The 16,146-nt window shown below is 69.3% G+C and carries 19 protein-coding genes and 1 pseudogene; 1 reads left to right on the top strand and 19 read right to left on the bottom strand.

Translation table 11 applies throughout. From position 1 onward, the window contains the following. Window positions 1-217: 217 nt before the first annotated feature. The 15 genes from ACTVZO_RS40055 to ACTVZO_RS39985 form a co-directional block, all read right to left on the bottom strand. Window positions 218-661: a hypothetical protein gene (locus ACTVZO_RS40055; protein WP_443303499.1), complete on the bottom strand. Its 444-nt coding sequence runs from the start codon at window positions 659-661 to the stop codon at window positions 218-220. Between the two features lie 70 nt (window positions 662-731). Beyond that, on the bottom strand, window positions 732-1,127 hold the full coding sequence (locus ACTVZO_RS40050; protein WP_443303498.1) for a hypothetical protein: 396 nt from the start codon (window positions 1,125-1,127) through the stop codon (window positions 732-734). A 121-nt stretch (window positions 1,128-1,248) separates the two neighbouring features. Next, window positions 1,249-1,641 carry a hypothetical protein gene (locus tag ACTVZO_RS40045; protein ID WP_443303497.1) on the bottom strand — a complete coding sequence of 131 codons (393 nt, stop codon included), beginning with the start codon at window positions 1,639-1,641 and terminating at the stop codon, window positions 1,249-1,251. A gap of 722 nt (window positions 1,642-2,363) precedes the next feature. Then, window positions 2,364-2,756, bottom strand: a complete 393-nt coding sequence (locus tag ACTVZO_RS40040; protein WP_443303496.1) for a DUF3263 domain-containing protein — start codon at window positions 2,754-2,756, stop codon at window positions 2,364-2,366. Next, window positions 2,702-2,854 (bottom strand): hypothetical protein, encoded by a 153-nt coding sequence (locus ACTVZO_RS40035; protein WP_443303495.1) that lies wholly within the window; start codon window positions 2,852-2,854, stop codon window positions 2,702-2,704. Before ACTVZO_RS40035 ends, ACTVZO_RS40040 begins: the two co-directional genes overlap by 55 nt. Window positions 2,855-2,925: 71 nt before the next feature. Next, window positions 2,926-4,230: an Eco57I restriction-modification methylase domain-containing protein gene (locus tag ACTVZO_RS40030; protein ID WP_443303494.1), complete on the bottom strand. Its 1,305-nt coding sequence runs from the start codon at window positions 4,228-4,230 to the stop codon at window positions 2,926-2,928. A gap of 128 nt (window positions 4,231-4,358) precedes the next feature. Further along, window positions 4,359-5,363 (bottom strand): hypothetical protein, encoded by a 1,005-nt coding sequence (locus tag ACTVZO_RS40025; protein WP_443303493.1) that lies wholly within the window; start codon window positions 5,361-5,363, stop codon window positions 4,359-4,361. Between the two features lie 136 nt (window positions 5,364-5,499). Next, complete coding sequence (locus tag ACTVZO_RS40020) at window positions 5,500-5,967, bottom strand: hypothetical protein (RefSeq protein WP_443303492.1); 468 nt, start codon at window positions 5,965-5,967, stop codon at window positions 5,500-5,502. A 164-nt stretch (window positions 5,968-6,131) separates the two neighbouring features. Then, entirely contained in the window at window positions 6,132-6,902 is a 771-nt protein-coding gene (locus ACTVZO_RS40015; RefSeq protein WP_443303491.1) for a hypothetical protein, read from the bottom strand. Window positions 6,903-7,041: 139 nt separating this feature from the next. Beyond that, window positions 7,042-7,461 carry a hypothetical protein gene (locus tag ACTVZO_RS40010; protein WP_443303490.1) on the bottom strand — a complete coding sequence of 140 codons (420 nt, stop codon included), beginning with the start codon at window positions 7,459-7,461 and terminating at the stop codon, window positions 7,042-7,044. A gap of 169 nt (window positions 7,462-7,630) precedes the next feature. After that, on the bottom strand, window positions 7,631-8,203 hold the full coding sequence (locus ACTVZO_RS40005; protein WP_443303489.1) for a hypothetical protein: 573 nt from the start codon (window positions 8,201-8,203) through the stop codon (window positions 7,631-7,633). Then, complete coding sequence (locus ACTVZO_RS40000; protein WP_443303488.1) at window positions 8,200-8,910, bottom strand: hypothetical protein; 711 nt, start codon at window positions 8,908-8,910, stop codon at window positions 8,200-8,202. The genes ACTVZO_RS40005 and ACTVZO_RS40000 overlap by 4 nt, the downstream gene beginning before the upstream one ends. Next, on the bottom strand, window positions 8,894-9,058 hold the full coding sequence (locus ACTVZO_RS39995) for a hypothetical protein (protein ID WP_443303487.1): 165 nt from the start codon (window positions 9,056-9,058) through the stop codon (window positions 8,894-8,896). Before ACTVZO_RS39995 ends, ACTVZO_RS40000 begins: the two co-directional genes overlap by 17 nt. 52 nt (window positions 9,059-9,110) lie before the next feature. Beyond that, entirely contained in the window at window positions 9,111-9,719 is a 609-nt protein-coding gene (locus ACTVZO_RS39990) for a hypothetical protein (protein ID WP_443303486.1), read from the bottom strand. Window positions 9,720-9,753: 34 nt separating this feature from the next. After that, a complete protein-coding gene (locus tag ACTVZO_RS39985; RefSeq protein WP_443303485.1) occupies window positions 9,754-10,008 on the bottom strand; it encodes a hypothetical protein in 255 nt (84 codons plus the stop codon). A 348-nt stretch (window positions 10,009-10,356) separates the two neighbouring features. On the opposite strand from ACTVZO_RS39985, the gene ACTVZO_RS39980 reads away from it, so the two are divergent. After that, window positions 10,357-11,976, top strand: coding sequence for an ADP-ribosylglycohydrolase family protein (locus ACTVZO_RS39980; protein ID WP_443303484.1), 1,620 nt, complete (start codon window positions 10,357-10,359; stop codon window positions 11,974-11,976). A gap of 102 nt (window positions 11,977-12,078) precedes the next feature. Here ACTVZO_RS39980 and ACTVZO_RS39975 read toward each other — a convergent pair whose 3' ends face one another. From ACTVZO_RS39975 to ACTVZO_RS39960, 4 genes and pseudogenes are all read right to left on the bottom strand, one after another. After that, window positions 12,079-12,855: a hypothetical protein gene (locus tag ACTVZO_RS39975; RefSeq protein WP_443303483.1), complete on the bottom strand. Its 777-nt coding sequence runs from the start codon at window positions 12,853-12,855 to the stop codon at window positions 12,079-12,081. A 76-nt stretch (window positions 12,856-12,931) separates the two neighbouring features. Beyond that, window positions 12,932-14,053: a hypothetical protein gene (locus ACTVZO_RS39970; protein WP_443303482.1), complete on the bottom strand. Its 1,122-nt coding sequence runs from the start codon at window positions 14,051-14,053 to the stop codon at window positions 12,932-12,934. Window positions 14,054-14,333: 280 nt separating this feature from the next. After that, a pseudogene (locus ACTVZO_RS39965) lies at window positions 14,334-14,444 on the bottom strand (GP88 family protein); the annotation flags it as partial. Between the two features lie 84 nt (window positions 14,445-14,528). Continuing rightward, the gene (locus ACTVZO_RS39960; RefSeq protein ID WP_443303481.1) at window positions 14,529-16,073 is read right to left on the bottom strand and encodes a serine/threonine-protein kinase; all 1,545 of its coding nucleotides are present in this window, start codon (window positions 16,071-16,073) and stop codon (window positions 14,529-14,531) included. Between the last annotated feature and the right edge of the window lie 73 nt (window positions 16,074-16,146).

The raw sequence follows: 16,146 nt of genomic DNA, 5'->3' as shown, positions 1-16,146 counted from the left end.
GTCTTCCTCTCGATGTTCGGTGATGGGTGCGGTCCGACGAGCTCACGCCCGCCGGACCACTGTCAGGCGAAGTCGCCGAGGCCCCGGGTGGAGCCTCGGCGTGCGATCACCTGGACCGGGCCGGGCGCGACGGCGACCGGTTCGGCAGGAGCGGCTCGACGAGAGCAGCGGGCAGCTGCATCGCGAACTGCCCTTGCTCCTCGGCGTACGGCAACAGCTACGCGTAGTAGCTCGCCATGATCCACTCGGGTGTGGTGGCCCGGGTGCGCAGCTCCAGGACGGAGAGCGCCCGTGTCAGGCTCGCATCGTGCTGCGCAGCGGCGCTCATCGCTGCCGGATTGAAGGTGGTCGGCCCGCCTGCGGATTCATGCACGACGGCCGCGAGGATGTAGCCCTCGTCGTCATAGCCGAGCGAGTACGTCTGGAGCCGCAGCGCGCCCAGGCCGGCTTCGGTCAGCCGCTCCTCCGCCGCTGCCGCGAAGTGGTCGGAGTGATTCTCTTCGCGCATCGCCTCGGTGGACCAGGAGACGCGCGGCATCGGCCATGACGAACCGGCGTCGCCGTATCGCACCAGTTCGCCGGACAGGCCAACCCAGTTGTCGGCCGGTCCGCCCAGGCGGTATCCGTAGACCAGTACGTCGTGATTGCTGATGGCTCCCATGATCTCTCCCTTGAGTGCGTGTTGATCGCGCCCTGTGTTAGCGGGCGCTGAGATGGCGAAGGCCCGCGCCTCAGGTCAGCGCCTTGTAGATGCGTTCCGCCTCTTCGCGGAAGTACCGGCAGGCCTCGACGTGCATCTCCTGGCGGGCATTGGACACGTGGGTCCCCATGCCCGCCGTCACGCCCACCTCGACGGCGACCTCGGCCCGAGCGATTTCGTCCTGGAAGACCTGGGCCGCGTGTCTGAGGGCGCACTGCCCGGCCACGCTCGACCACATCTCGATCAGCCGCTGGTGCAGTTCCAGCCCCTTGAACAGGGACGGAGGGTAAATGATCTGCGGGTCCATGCCCTTGAACCGGTCCCAGTGCTCGGCGAGCTTCTTCTTCTGATCGGCCACGGCGCGCTGCGCGCGACCGGCGAGGCGGTCGTGGATCTGGGCAGCGCGCTGGTCTGCGGTGGGTGCCATTGAGATCTCCTGGGATTGTCGGATTGAGCCGGGCGTGAGAGTGGGCCCGGCGGTCGCATTCACTGCGACCGCCTGTCGGCATGTCTCCACTCTAGTCAGATTCGTAGAATTAAGCAATGTCCTACGGGCTCGGATGCGCCCCGTCCGGAGGAGTCTCTGGCCTGATCCACTGCTGGGACGCCTGGTCCCAGCAGGCCTGGTAAAAGACCCTGTTGAAGTCGGGCATGTAGTCGGCGCCGTACTCGGCGGCATCGGCTTGCGGGGGAACCGGAGTCCATCCCTTGCCGGGGCTGAGCGCTGCGAACCAGCCGAAGGACACGGCCGCCGCCTCGCCCGGGACCAGGCCGGTCCAGATCCCGCCTCCCCTGTGGCCGTGCCGGCCGGGGCAGTAGGTCTGGGGTAGACCGGTCCGCGGGCACTCCATCTCCCGGCAACCGGCGAGGTGGTGCCCGCCGACCTGCGCTTCACAGCCGATGCACGGTTCGCCTCGCGCGAGGGAGAGCTCGGCCGCCATCAGAGCGCACCGCCGCCGAGCACCATCATGGTGTGGCGGAGCGGCCGTGTCTGGGCGGAATGGGAGCAGCGGAACGCCGCGATCGGTGCGGTCGGGGTCTCGGCAATGCTTGCCATGGTGGTACCTCTCAACATGCGGAGGGTGGAGGGGCCCCAGCCCCGGTGGGCGCAGCTGCGGAAGTGCGCCCACCGCCGGGAGTGCGGGACTGACGGCTATGCGGCGGCTGTAGTGCGGAAGTCGACACAAGCGGGGAAGTCGGGCTTGATGTCCGGCCCCCGACGGCGCTGAGCCTTGATGGCGCACTTCATCCGTGGAGTTCCATTGCCGGTCATCCGTTGCGCCAGGAACGCGCATGATCCGCAGCGGGAGGCCGGCTCGGTGGTGCCCGGCTCCAGCAGTGGCTTGAGGGTGGCCGGGTGGATACCGCGATCGAGCTCGATCCGTATGGATCCGCGGGCGGGCTTGCTGGTGGCGGGCTGGGCAGCCGCATGCGGATGCGGGCGCCGCTGTTTCTACTGAGGCTGACGTGTTGGTGGAGGGGCGGCCCTGGGCCGGGGCCCTGTTGCCTAGCGAATCGAGTTAAACCGGCGGGTGTGCGCCGGAACGTTGGCTCCGGCCTGGAGTGGCCTCCAACCGTGAGTGCCGGGCGTGCCCCCGGCTGAGCGCCGTGGCACGCCGCGGTGCGGCGGGAGGCAACCTGCGGGATCCGCAGGCCTGTCGGCTCATCGCCGCGCGATTCGGCGGCTCTCGCGCACGGTACGGAGGCGGTTGATCATCACGGGATGCCGGGCGAGAGCGGCCCCGCAGTCCAAGAGGCTGTTGAGTAGCTGGTAGTAGCGGGTCGGTGAGATTCCGAGTTCGTTCCGGATCGCCGCTTCCTTCGGGCCGGGCGCCGTTGGTGCCGACTTTGGCCAGTACCGGTACTCGAAGTCCAGGAGGGCGGCGTCCTGCTGGCTCAGGGCGACCTGGGGCGGCGAATCGGCCGGAAGGGCAGAGGTATCCAACGTGGGTCCGGGGTTGTCGGTTGAATTGCTGGCGTCGCCGTGGATGCGGACGGACGTCAGTGGGCTTCTCGCCAGTGGCCAAGGCCGATGGCGGCCACGACGGCCAGGCACATCAACTCGGCTTCCTTGTAGACGAACAGTCCTGCGGCGGCCATCCACGCGAGGTAGCGCAGAGCGTCCAGCGCAGTATTCATAGCCGTTTTGCTCATGGGATTTGACTCCAGGGGAAGGGGCGGCGCGGTCAGGCAACGCACTTTAGACTCTATATGGATTCATAGAGTTAAGCAATATCTGTTTCGTCTTTGGATGCCTGTTCCCTCAGGTGTTCCTCCATGCCTCGCCGGAGGCGGTCCATCGCCAGCCGTTGGTGAACGGCTTCCTCGATCGCCCTCCAGACCAAGCCTTGGGACGGGTCCGCCGGGACGTGCGGCTCACCGCGGTTGCCGCGAATGGTGATGACGGTGTCCCCCTGCGGCAGTTGTGCCTTGTGGACCATGATCAGCGTTGGCGTCCCGTGTCCGGGGATGTACGCCCCCGAGGTGTCGATTACCCAGGTCAGATCCAGTTTCGTGAGGTACTCCTCGATGAACTTGCGGCCGAACTCGCGCTTCATGAATGAGTTGGCCGTCAGCTGCGCGATGGTCCCGCCCGGCCTGGCCAGCCTCGTCATGAGCACGGTGAACGGGAGCGCGAGGCTGTACTTGCCGCTGCACACCTCCGGGTAGGCGCGTCGAACCTCCTCGCGCAGTTGGGGGTCGCGAACCGTGATGTACGGCGGATTGCCGACGACCGCGTGATAGCTGCCGGGGCGCAGCAGCGGCTCGTCGGTGCTGAGCAGCGAGTCGGCTGAGGCCACCTGGACCGGCCATGCCGCCGGGACCGCTGAGATCGGCCGGCGCAGGACGCCCGCGGTGGTCGCAAGGAGCCGGTACCGCGCCAGGGCTGCCGCGTACCCATCCAGATCGACGCCGTGGACGGCCTCCAAGGCACGTTCCAGGGAACGCTCCATCGTGACCGCGGTGCGCGGAGCCCGCCCTCGCGGCCGGTGCGCTCGGATGCGGTGGAAGGCGGCCAGAAGGATGTGCCCGGTCCCGCAGGACGGGTCGATCATCCTGATCCGGTCCGCTCCGACATCGTCGAGCGCTGGTTCCACGGACAGTTCGAGCAGCAGTTCCGCGACCCAGGGAGGGGTCTGGCACAACGCCCTGGACCTCCGGGCGTCCGCCGACAGGGCCTGGTAGGCGTCGCCGAGCCGGTACCCGTCGAGGCGGTGTCGGCCGTCGGCGATCGGGACGAGGCCCCACAGCTGGGCAATCCGGTCCCAGCCGGCCTGGCTGATCGGTCTCTCCCAGAGGGGTGCCACCTGCGGGTCCGCGAACGATTCGAGGGCCGGGTGGGCGGCGGACAGGGCTTCCAGGGCGCGACGGGTGTGATCCGGGCCGGTCCCGTTAGAGCAGTCGACGAGGCGGTGCCCGGTGGCGTGCTCGACCAGGGCGACGGCGTGGGCCCAGGAGACGGCGGAGCGAACGCCGACCTCGCCGGCGAGTTCGGTGATCAGGCGCTCGTAGGCTCGCGCAGAGGGCAAGGCGGTAGGAGGCACGGGATGTCCTTGCGGTAGGGCGAAGGCCCCGCACCGGACGGTGCGGGGCTCGACGGGGAGTGATCCGAGCGAGTCAGCGGGCGGGGTGCCGATCTCGATGACGTGAAGCATCGTCACGCTCCGCTCCTCTTCGTGCTGATGGTGCTGATACGAGCTGCGCGGCGGGGATCGAGTTCGCGGCCCTTGGGGCCGTTGACGTGGGCCTTGACCTGGGCCTTGACGGCTGGGCACTCCCCTCCGGCCGCGATGATGGCCTTGTGCTCGTGGGGGTTGGGGCAGCGCCAGCTCGACCGGGATTCGACCTCCCAGCGCAGCGTCTTCTCTCCCCACTTGTGGTCTTGCCCGGAGGGGACGCGCTCGCCGGTGTAGCGCGTCGCCGCCTCGCGGATCACGCGGACCTCGCGAAACTTCACGCGGATCTTGCGGACCTTGCCGCTCTTCTGCCTCACCGTGCGTTCGTCGTGCTCGAAGGCGGGCCTCAGGTCCCAGAACGCGAGAAGCAGGCCGACGAGGATCGACCCCGGGGCCGCGCCCCAGTGCGGGGCGTGGCCGTAGCTCTGGATGCTCGTGCTGATCTGGGGGACAGCCAGGACTATCGCGTTGGGCGTGTAGGGGGTGGCGGCCTGGTGGTTGGGGACGAGGAGCTCGGGGAGGATGCCGTGGAGATCAGGTGTGCTGGTGAGCGCGGTGACCGACAGCAGGAGCTTGTCTCCGGTCCCCTCGGCTTCCCAGGCCAACCCGTGAATGGGAAGGTCGGATGCATCGGTGATCGGGACGGGGAAGTGCACGACGCCGACCGGGGCCGGAGCTTCGTCGGTGTTCTCCAGGAAGTAGCCGTCGGAGCTGGTGACCAGCTCGTGCTCAATCACGGCGCCGGTCAGGGCCCGCGAGGCCACCCATACCTGCGCCTCGTCGAGGTTCTTGGACATCTTCGTGACCAGGCCCAGGTGGAGCTTGACGGCGGCCCGGTCCTCGGCGATGTCCTGGCTGGTGCGGCTGAGGTGCATGGTCTGGATGAGGTCCATGGCCAGCGGGTAGCCGTTTATGGGCTTGCCGAAGAAGTCGGCGAGGTCGGCGCGTATCTGCTCCGCCGTGGTGGCGCTGTCTTCGAGGCTCACGTGGTCACCCGCTTCGAACTGACGGCGGGGCAGGGCCGGAACATACCGGTATCTCCAGGCTGCTTGGCGGTGGTCGTGGTGTCCCTGCTGCGGTCAGCGGATCGCCCGTACTCGACGGGCGGCGCCCGCGTCGCGGTCAGCTCCCGGGCTGCGCGGGGAGCTCGGCAACCTGCTGTCCGAGGCCGGTGCGGAAGGGGTAGTGAACCGCGCCGGACACCCCGGTGTCGCCGTCGGTCGGCTTGGGCACTCCGGCCGCGTCGCGGTACTCGACCAGCCCGAGAACGGTGAGGGACTTCGCCGTCTGCCAGGTCACGTTCGGCGCCATCCGCCCATCGGAGGCGACATGGAGGGCCAAGGCGTTCGTCTGCGCCGGGCTCAGGACGGCACGTCGCCCCTCCAGAGTGATCACGACCGGCCCGTCGGTGCTGGCCAGCGCGTCCTCGACGGAAAGGCGGTAGCGATCGCGGTCCAAGCGGTACGCGTACTTTCCGGTCAGCACCTCCTTGAGGACCTTCCTGCTGATCCTGTCCGGCAGGTGCCCGTTCGAGGCGGCGGACGCCGCCTTGAGGCTCCTGACGGCGGCAGGCGAGAGCGTGCTGGGCATGTGATGACCTCTTGTCTTCCGATGGCGTGTAGTCAGGCGATCCGCCCTCCGGAGCGGGGATCAACGGGGAAGAGCGGCCGAACAAAGCTCAGACATTACAGAGATTCGTAGAATTAAGCAACTCAATTGCTTCGGGTTCACGCCGTCACCGACCGACTGGGTACTCAAGCGGATACGTGCAGGGTTCCGTTGGGGGCGAGCGTCACGGCGTAGCCCTGGTCGGAGAGGACGGCGGTGCACAGGAGGCGTACTCCGCCCTCGATCCAGAGGCTAGAGCCGTCGATCGTTTGGGATTCCCACCACGAGACGCTCACCGTCTCATGGCGGGAATCGACCACGACGCCGACGGTCGCCGGCTCGCTCCAGTCGACCATCCGGACGTGCTGGGCAAGAACGCGGCGGACGGCACGGCTGCGCCGCACGGCCTCGCCCTCGCGCTCGCGCGCGGCGATCTTGACCTGGTGGGCCAACTCGGGGCTGACGGGGCGGAAGGCCATGTTCCCGGAGGTCCGGCCGGTTACCACGACCGTCCCAGTGGGCCCGGCGACAACCCGGGAGCGGCCGACGGCCGCGGCGACCTTTCGCACCTCGGCTCCACGGTGGATCCGGGCGGCACCACTGCTGTCGCCCTGCCCGATCGCCATCCCGATGTAGTGGTCGTGCCGGACGGCCGTCACCGCGTGGCGGGCGTCGGCCAGCCGCTGCGCCAGCTCGCCGGCGCCGGACCCCGACCCCGCCGCGTACGCGTTGAGGCGCTGCAGCGCCTCGGCGGCGACGCCGAGCGGGAGGTGCCTCAGCTCGGCGTCCTGCTGAACGGATCGGTGGATCCAGTCGACGGTCTGACCCAGGTATGGGACCGAGAAGGGGGCGTTGGTCAGAAGGTCGAGAAGGGTGTTCGCGTCCGTTTCGGACTCGGGCACGACGAGGCCCGACATGACGTACTCCTGGGCTGGAAGGAGGGGAACTGCGGGGAGCCGGCCGGTTGCTCTCCGGCCGGTCAAGGTGGTCACGCGAGCCGTACCTGCGTTGCGCCCCCGGGGCCGCCGCGCGGGCGACCCCGGGGGCGCAACGTCGTCAGCTGACGCTCAGGGTGGGCGGGTTGAAGGTGACCGTGAGCGTGGCGTCCTCGTTCGGCTCCTTCCACTCCTCGTGGGCGCCGAGCCTGCCGCTGAGCTCCTCGTGCACGGACAGGTCCAGCTGCTGGACCGCTCCGCCTTCGAACGTGACGTCCGCCGCGTCCTCGTGCCAGATGAAGCGGTTGCCGTCCTCGCGGGTCGTGAACGCCACGGATACGGGCGCGCCGAGCGCAGTCGGGTCCCCTCCCGCCCGGGTGGTGGCCTGGGTGACGGCGGCGAGGACGACGCCGGGGAGCGCCTCGTCGTTGCGGCGTTCGAGGATCCGGTACGCCTCCCGGCGCATCGTCACCAGCTGGTCCGTGGGCAGCGCGTCGAGGTCCGCGAGCGGGAGCGGGACGTCGGTGGCGGTGGCGTTCATGGGTGGTTCCTTCGGTTCGAGTGGGCCCGGCGTTGCTCTCGCCAGGAAGGAGGCCGAACGGGGCGCGGTTGTGTCGCCCCGTACGGCGGGGGTGGGGCGGGCCTCAGGGGGGTGGACCTCGCGGGCATCCCGACTCCATAACCGTAATCGCATTCATAGAATTATGCAATCACCTCTGAAGGAGGTGGCGGACATCGACCAGCTCCCCTGCCCGGATCTCCTGGAGCCCGGTCCACCGGGCGCACCGGGCGAGGACCTCTTCGGATCCGTCGGATAGCGCGAGGCGGAACGCGTCGTGGGCGAACGTGCGGGCCAGGTACATGGTATGCGGCCGTTCCTGCGCCACCAGGGGTGACGACGGCCTGGTGGCGCGGTCCTTGCGGTACCGGGCGTTCGGCATCAGAAGGAAGGGGCAGCCGGCCGCGGCGTGCGTGGCCGCGAAGACCGCGCACTCAACACACATCGGCGGGTCCATCGCGATGTGGTGCTCGACCACCTGCGGACCACCGATCACGGCCCGGATCACCGGCAGCGTCTGCCCGCACAGACCGCACAGGTGCTCGATGATCGCCTTGGCCCGACGGGGGCCGTCCAGTTCGGTGAAGTCGGGCGTCCCGTCCGGGCCGAGAGCCGTCACGAAGCTGATCGGATAGCCGCGCGCATCGCGTGGCCTCGCGGCGATCTTGGGTGGCAGTTGCGCCGCCAGGCGGCGCATGATGGCGGATCCGGATTCGGCGCTCACGCTTCCTCCTTGTGGCGGCCGGCGATGAAGGCGGTCCAGGCGTCGTGCTCGGCGGCGGTGAAGACCGGTGCGGGATCGAGCGGCGCGCGACCGAAACAGCCGGAACACTCGGGCAGCACCTGCACGCCTGCGGCGTCCTCGGCACGCTGATCCAGCCACCGACCGCAGACGGCGAGGGCATCGCTGTCGAACGTCCCGACGGCCAGGTGCCGCTCCTTCTTGTCCGGGGCGAGCCCTTCCGTCACCACGACCACGTCCGGCCCGCTGACAGGGAGCGCGGGGGCGAAGCTGCGCGCTTCCTCGGCGTGGACCTCCAATGCCGAGCCGAGTAGCTGGAAGGGATCCGCCATGTGCCACTGCGCGAGGTCGAGCAACGCGGTCGCGCCCTCGCGGACGCTTGGCTCCACACCGTCGGGTTCCGGTTGCGCGGTGAATCGCTCGCGTTCAGCGAGGAGGAGCAGCAGCAGTCGGCCCGCGCCGTGTCCTGAAGTGCCTGCATCCAGGAGATGGGCCAGGCTGGTGAGGCCGTCTCGGGCTGCTGCGACGACACCCAGGGAGTTGCCGAGGTCGGCTCTGTCCAGCAGTCCGCTGTCCAAGAGGGCGGCCTGCACGGCGTCGGCGTGGCGCGACTCGTCCTGGGGCAGGGAGTTGGGCAGGGCGTTGATGAAGCGCTGGGCGTCAGCGCGCGAGTCAGCGGGGGTTCGCATCGTTCGGTTCTTCCTGTCGGGTCGGAGTGTGTGCGGTCGGCGCAATCAGGGCCGCCCAGATGGCGCCGCGGTAGACGTGGCCGGGGTAGCCGGCCTTGGTCTTCATCAGGTGGCCCTCGTACGTCCGGGCCATGCACTTGCATGTCATCGGCGCCTTCTCGGAGGGCGCCCCGGCGTCCGTACCGCCCGGGTGTGCGCGGTCACACCGCGGGGGAGTGGTGGGCCAGCCACTCCTTGGCGGGCACCTGTTCGGCGTCCTCGGGGAACGCCAGGTAGAACTCCAGAGGCCCCCTGCGGCGTGCGCCCGGGTCCTTGTACGGGAACACGCCGTAGATCAGGTCGTGCTCGGCCGATACGCCGGTGATCCGGCGCTCGCGGAGGCTGTAGGAGCGCGAGATCGTCAGTTCGACGTCGTCGGCCGCCGCGAGCACCGGGCAGACCAGCAGTGCGTACGCCGCGCACCGGGGGTGCACGGGGGGCTCGACGTAGAAGTCGGCGTTCGGGCCGCCGATGAACACCAGGCGGCTGGTCGGCTTGATCGACCTGGAGCAGACTCCGCAGAGGCGGTTCACCATCAGCCGTCGTTGGCGCGGCGGGCACTGGTCGCCGAACTTGGCCGTCCCCCGGCCGGGCTGGCACGGGCAGATCACGTGCTCACCCAGCTCGGTGTTCCTCGCAACGGCCAGCTGCCCTCCGGCGGAGCCGGGGTCGTTCCACGGGGTGTTGTGGGGTACGGGGCGCCCGGCGGTGTTGCGCGGCAGCCGCGCGATGTTCGGTGGCATGGGGACGGACTGCCAGGTCGCGGTCAACGTCGTCTCTCCTTGGCGGGGGTGGGAGGGCAGATCACCGAGGTGTCGCCTTGTCGGGGTCCAGGGACGTGGTGACGCTAGCGCTCAGGGCGAACACCACGGCGTCCGCGACGTCCTGGGCCAGTTCGGCCTTCGCCTCGCTGCGGGCGATGCTCATATCGGTGTCGCCGTAGTCGGGCTTCGGGGCCGGTGAGTGCCAGGCCACGGTGTCAACGGCCGCCTGTACGGCGGCGGCGAGCCGGTCACGGTCGGCTGCACGCAGCAGATGGGCCAGGTCAGGGACGAGCATGACGGACTCCGGATGGATTCGCAGTGGCGGCCGCCCAGGTGCCGGCGGCCGGAGGGTAGGTCGGGGCGGCGCCCCGGGGGAATCGACCCTCCGCACACGGTTTCGCGAGCCGGAGTTCCGTCCGCTGAGCTACAGGGGCATCCGAAGAGCCTTGCGGCGGCGGGACGTCTACGACCATACATAGACTCATAGATTTACGCAATCACAGCGAAAGGCTTGACGCGTGCTCTGGCGTTATGACAAGTTGTCAATGCGTCGCGGCGGAAGAGCGCCGACGCTCCCTCACCTCGACACCGCCCGCGTGCGGTTGTCGCTTCCTGGGCCCGAACGGCTCGCAGAAGGAGAACCATGACCCCGTCCTCCAACGCCCCGCACTCCAACACCGACCTTGGCCCGAGGCCGGCCGCCAACGAACCGGCTTCGCGTCTGGACGAGAGGTCCATGGACCGCGCCGCCGGAGTGCTGCTCGGAGCGGGAGCGGGCGACGCGCTCGGCGTCCCGTACGAGTTCCGCCCCAGCATGAGCGACACCAAGCGCCCGGAAATGAAGGGCGGCGGCCTCGGCCCGTTCGCACCCGGCGAGTACAGCGACGACACCCAGATGCAGGTGTGCATCGCCGAGGTCGCCGCGACCGGCGTAGATCTGCGCACCGCCGAGGCGCTGGACGCGATCGCGCTGAACTTCCTCCGCTGGTACGGCGCTGGCCCGGCCGACGTGGGTAACCAGACCCGCAGCATCCTGGGGAACACCATGCGCGGGAAGGGCACTTCGCCCTCCGAGGTGATGCTCAACGTGTCCCGCCGCCATGCCGCCGCCAACCCCAACAACAGCGCCGGAAACGGGTCGCTGATGAGGACCGGCATCGTCGCCCTCGCGTACCTGGATGACGTCAAGGCCATGGCCGAGGCCGCCATCCTGGTCAGCGAGCTGACGCACGCCGACCCCGACTGCGCCGATGCGTGCGTCCTGTGGTGCTCCGGCATCCGCACAGCGGTCCTGGACGGCACGTTCGACGGCGTCCGGGCCGGGCTGGAGCTCCTGCCCGAGGAGCGCCGCGCGGTGTGGGCGGCCAGGTTGGACGAGGCGGAGGCGCACCCGCCGCGCCACTTCGAAAGGAAGAACGGCTGGGTGGTTGCCGCTCTCCAGGCGGCGTGGTCCGCCATCACCCGCACCCCCGTTCCCGAGGACCGGCCCGAGGGTGGCATCTTCGCAGCCCAGCACTTCCAGCTCGCGCTGGAAGCCGCTGTCCGCACCGGCCACGACACCGACACCGTTGCCGCGATCGCCGGTGCGCTGCTCGGTGCGCGCTGGGGCTGCTCGGCCGTTCCCCAGGCCTGGCAGAACAAGGTCCACGGCTGGCCCGCCAACACCAGCACCGACCTCGTCCGCCTCGCCGTTCTCACGGCCAGGTCCGGCAAGGAAGACGGCGACGGCTGGCCCTCCGCACCCCGAGTGCGCACCCCGCTCTCCTCGGGGCGCGCCTTCAGCGCCCGCCACCCGCGCGACCCCGACCTCGTGCTGGGCAACCTGGCACTGACCGAGTACACCGGCCCCGCCCCGGTCGACGCGGTCGTCTCACTGTGCCGGGTCGGCGCCGACCCGATCCTGACAGGCACCGACGTCGAGCACGTCCGGGTCTGGCTCGTGGACAAGTCCGGCGCGAACAACCACCTCCACTTCACCCTCGACCAGGCCGCCCGCGAGGTCCTGCGACTGCGCCGGGAGGGCAAGCGCGTTCTCCTCCACTGCGTGGCGGGACGCAGCCGGACCCCCGCTGTGGCGGCGATCTACAGCGCTCTGGCCTACGACATGCCGCCTGTGGACGCGCTGCGCGAAGTCAACCGGGTGCTGGGCAACTACTGGACACTGCCCAACCACCCCGAAATGCTCGACGCGGTCTTCGAGCTGGCGGGAGAGGAGCCCCAGCGGGCGGCACTTCCGGCAGCCACAACTCGCCCGGTTGCGTGAGCGCATCGCCCGGTGGTACTGGCGCAACACAGCGGAACGGGGCGTGGGCCCAGGGAAGAACCCCTGGGCCCACGCCCCGTTTTGCTGCCCGATCACCAGCGGTCAGGTCTTCTTGCGCGTGCGCCGGGTCCGGCCAGCACGCAGTCGCCCTTGCCCCCTGCGCGAGTAGACGTGCCTGGTGATCGTCTCCAGGAACCACATGTCCTCGAAGACCTCAGGCCTCTTCCGGTCGCCCGCTTTACGGTCCGGCGGCTCCAAATGCCCCTGCCGCTTGTACGTCTGTGCTGTCGCCCGGGGCAGAGGCTTCCCCCGGGTCGCGTTGCCCAGGATGACCCCGTACCCGCCGACGTCGTAGAGGTCCTTCGGATCCCCTTCCGGAGGCGCGATCACGACCTTGGGACCCTCGCCGGTGATCTCCGCCCAGACGTGCGCCCGGTACTTCTCGACCCACGAATCAACGGCACCGGCCCGCCACCGCCCGGGCTCCACCTCGTCCGGGAACGCGGTGGCACCCGCAACACGGGTCCACGCATCCACCGCGGCTTCGGACACCCCGTACCGCAGTGCCAGGCCGGCCTTCCGCAGCAGCTCGTCGCGTCCGGCGAGGCCCTCTGCCGTCTCGGAGACACTCTCGGGTTCTCCCTGCGCCACGGGCTCGGAGACCGCGGCCTCCGGTTGAACGGTCCGAGCCGACCAGGCGTGAGGCCGGCTGGCCCTCACCCAGTCGTCGACCTGCTGCGCATCCCACTTCCCGTCGGCGCCGGGGGCCGGGAAGTTCAGCAACTTCACCCAGGTATCAACGATCCGTGGCGCCTCGCCGTAGGTCTCGCCGATCCCCGCGCGGTCGATCCGGGCCGGGGGACGCCTGCTGGGGGTCACCGCTCCACCATCCTGTCGTGCTGAGCGCTGGGCAAAGACACCGACGTACGGCGCCCCGGCGCCGGGTCGTGGGCCATCAGCGGGATCCGCCAAGCTGGCCGGGGCGGCGGATGAACCGGTAGGCGGTCGAGCGGTACCACTTCGGCTCGTCGACGGCCGACTCCTGGCCGTCACCGGGCGTCCGGTCCGCCTTCGCCAGCAGCCCGTTGTACATGTAGGTCCGCATCGACGTCACGGTGGTGGCCTTGCCACGGCCGCGCGCCTTGCCGTCGATCTTCCCGATCTCCTGCAGGGTCAGCAGGTCAGTGTCCGACCCAGCCGGCAGCTTCAGGTCCTCGCGCAGCGGACCCTGCTCCTCTGCCACCGCGCGCGGAGCACGCGCGGCTGCTCCCAAGCGGCCGGGGCGGCGGATGAACGTGTAGGCGGTCGAGCGGTACCACTTCGGCTCGTCGACGGCTGGCTCCTGGCCGTCGCCGGGCGTCCGGTCCGCCTTCGCCAGCAGCTTCTGTGACAGGTAGTTCTTCAGGGTGCCGATGGTCGTGGCCTTGCCGCGGCCGCGCGCCTCGCCGTCGAGTTCCCCGATCTCCTGCAGGGACAGCAGGTCGGTGTCCGCGCCTGCGGGCAGCTCCAGCTCGAGCAGGGCATCACCGGCAGCCTCGCGCGGCGTCTCCCCCGCTGGACGCACCTTCGCCTGTCCCGCGGCGGCTGTCGACGCGCGGCGCGTCCGGCGCGGTCGGCCGATGTAGGCGTAGGCGGTCTCACGGAACCACATCGGCTCCGTGACAGTCGGCTGCTTGCCGTCATCCGGGAGGCGGTCAGCCGGCGCCAGGATCGCCTTGGACGGGGACAGATAGCTGCGCAGGGTCTCGATAGGCGTGGCGGCCCGGTTCAGTGCCCGGCCCTCGAGCTCGCCGATCCGGCGCAGCGTGAGAAGGTCGCGAGGACCGCCCTTGGGAAGATTGAGAGGGTTCTTCTTGCCCTGCTGCGACTGAAGCCACGCGCCGAAATGGTGCTCGCGGACCCAGTCGTGAACGCGATCCTCGTCGTAGATCTGCATCCCGCCCTGGCCGGCGGTGAACAGGACCTCCGGGAACCCCTCTTCCTGGGACCACTTCGCGGCTGCCGTACGGTCTACGCCGTAACGGACCGCCATCTTGTCGTAGTTGGTGTGCTTTCGCTCTGAATCTGCGGGGATCACGGTCGCCTCCATCGGTGGGCCAGCTGGGCCGGCGGTTAGGACCGGCCGGCCCCGCGCGGGGATGGCTGGGCTCTGCTTGTGGTCGCGGCCGGCGTTGTAGCCGCCGACCGGTCTTGTGTGCTGGCCGTGAGGTGCAGGGGGCGACCTCGCGAGCGAGGTTATCCAAACTCATAGACTTTCGCAATCTGGTCGGCCGGCGCGTCCACGACTCCGGGAACGCCGGGAGGGCGGGCCCAGCCGAGTTCTGGACCCGCCCTCGCCTCCGAGTCGACGGCCGGGGTCACGACGCCAGGCGGTAGGCCCGGTCTGCCGCTCGCTTCTTCTTCTCCGCCAGCTTGGCGTCCAGTGCCCGCTGGAGGCTGCCGAACGTTTCCTCCCCCTGGCGCTCGACTTTTCCGGCCGCGAGGTTCCCGAGAGGGCTGTGACCTGCGCTAGAACATAGCGTGCATGTCCGTGACGTTGTGGTGATGTTGGGTCACTCGTTCTGCTGGTTCTCTTCGATGATCTTGCGGATTCCGGTTCGCAGAAGCGGATGTAGCGATCGGATGGTCAGCTCTTCGAACGACCACTCGACCGGCCCCGGATGCGTGCCGACCGCCTGGAGCGACTCCAGTGCGACGAGCGCGTCATCCGGGGTAATAGCGCGTTGCAGGATGGTCGTCAGGACGTCACGGACGTGCCAGCGATTGTGGCGATAGCCCAGGCCGGGGAGAACGCGGACCGTGTGCCTGAGGATCTGAAAGTCGGCGGTGGCGACGACCGCCCTGTCGCAGAAGTCCGCCAGCACGTCGCAGTACTCGAAGCTGAAGTCAGGGTGGGCCGCGATGAAGTCGCAGAACTTCTCGTAGATCTCCAAGAAGCCGACGCCGTTGCGCTGCCAGGTCGTCCAGATCGAGATGGCCGACATGTTAACGAGGACGGGCAGCACCTCCCTGCGGTCGTCGGGGTGGATGCCCTGCGCCCAACTCAAGAATTCGTCGATTGCCGAAACGTCGGGGGACCAACTGGCCAGGCGGGGGGCCAGTAGCTTGGCGATCGTCTCGTCCGTCTGCCAGTCGGGGCTTGCCGCGAGAGCCTTGTTGATCGCTTCCAGGAGATCGCGGGGAGTCTCGTAGCGCTGCGCGTACTTTGCCGTCGCGCGCTGGATCACCGGCTTGAGCGGACCGTCCGGGATGTCGTCGTCCGGCCGCGGAGGCTGACCTGCAACAAGGTGCTGGAGGATCTTGCCGAGAGAGTAGACGTCAGCGCGGGCGTCCACCGTCTTGGCCGCGTTCCACTGCTCGGGAGCCGCGTAGGCGGGGGTGCCGAACCCCTCTCCGGTCCAGGTGAGTGCCGTCGTCATGCGCTCCGTCTCGCGCGCCAGCCCGAAGTCGCTGATCGCCCAGCGGCCGTCGGCCGTCCGGAGCACGTTGGCGGGCTTCAGATCGCGATGGAGCACGCCGGCCTCGTGGACGTAGGAGAGGCCGTTGCAGAGCTGGCTCATCACCTCGGCGATCTCGATCTCCTTGCCCTCGAACTCGGCGGCGACGGCGTGGAGGCTGCCGTGCGCGAGCGGCATGGCGTACCAGATCTCGTCCTCCTCCGACATGTCGCCGTGGGCGATGACGGGGATCACGTGCGGATGGGACAAGCCGTTGAGGACGCGGAGCTCCCGTTTGAACCGCCGGGCGGCGTCCCCGTCGAGGTCCTGGATGTCCCGCTGGATCTTGATAGCGACGGGCTGATCGGTCTGCCGGTCCAAGGCCCGGTAGACGTCGGCGAACCCGCCCTTGTCGATCGAAGCCTCGATCTCGAACCGGTCCCCCAGGACGCGACGGGCCTTGGCGGCAGAGGGGCGACCCGGCCCGGTCCTGCGCCAGCTCGCCGTAGACCACCCCGCGATGACGTCCAGGTCCCAGATCGGGCCCTGCGCGATCTCGGCGACAGGGACCGGAAAGCTGGCCCGTTGACGGAGGACGGCCACCCGCTGGGGACTCACCCCCAGAACTTCGGCAACCTCGGAAACTCCACCCAGGCGCATCCCGACCACCCCTTATTGGTTGAGGAGGTCTCAACCATAACGGGGGTCGGGGTGCGGCCTGTTGTGGTTAGCG

The organism is Streptomyces sp. IBSNAI002, from assembly GCF_052244475.1.
Classification (GTDB): Bacteria; Actinomycetota; Actinomycetes; order Streptomycetales; family Streptomycetaceae; genus Streptomyces.
The sequence above is the reverse complement of the archived record's forward strand: the minus strand, read 5'-3'. Positions and strand labels throughout refer to the sequence as shown.

Coding starts and splice junctions, on each gene's coding strand:
- ACTVZO_RS40055 (WP_443303499.1), bottom strand. CDS start 661: ATGGGAGCCATCAGCAATCACGACGTACTGGTCTACGGATACCGCCTG.
- ACTVZO_RS40050 (WP_443303498.1), bottom strand. CDS start 1,127: ATGGCACCCACCGCAGACCAGCGCGCTGCCCAGATCCACGACCGCCTC.
- ACTVZO_RS40045 (WP_443303497.1), bottom strand. CDS start 1,641: ATGGCGGCCGAGCTCTCCCTCGCGCGAGGCGAACCGTGCATCGGCTGT.
- ACTVZO_RS40035 (WP_443303495.1), bottom strand. CDS start 2,854: ATGAGCAAAACGGCTATGAATACTGCGCTGGACGCTCTGCGCTACCTC.
- ACTVZO_RS40020 (WP_443303492.1), bottom strand. CDS start 5,967: ATGCCCAGCACGCTCTCGCCTGCCGCCGTCAGGAGCCTCAAGGCGGCG.
- ACTVZO_RS40015 (WP_443303491.1), bottom strand. CDS start 6,902: ATGTCGGGCCTCGTCGTGCCCGAGTCCGAAACGGACGCGAACACCCTT.
- ACTVZO_RS40010 (WP_443303490.1), bottom strand. CDS start 7,461: ATGAACGCCACCGCCACCGACGTCCCGCTCCCGCTCGCGGACCTCGAC.
- ACTVZO_RS40000 (WP_443303488.1), bottom strand. CDS start 8,910: ATGCGAACCCCCGCTGACTCGCGCGCTGACGCCCAGCGCTTCATCAAC.
- ACTVZO_RS39995 (WP_443303487.1), bottom strand. CDS start 9,058: ATGACATGCAAGTGCATGGCCCGGACGTACGAGGGCCACCTGATGAAG.
- ACTVZO_RS39985 (WP_443303485.1), bottom strand. CDS start 10,008: ATGCTCGTCCCTGACCTGGCCCATCTGCTGCGTGCAGCCGACCGTGAC.
- ACTVZO_RS39980 (WP_443303484.1), top strand. CDS start 10,357: ATGACCCCGTCCTCCAACGCCCCGCACTCCAACACCGACCTTGGCCCG.
- ACTVZO_RS39960 (WP_443303481.1), bottom strand. CDS start 16,073: ATGCGCCTGGGTGGAGTTTCCGAGGTTGCCGAAGTTCTGGGGGTGAGT.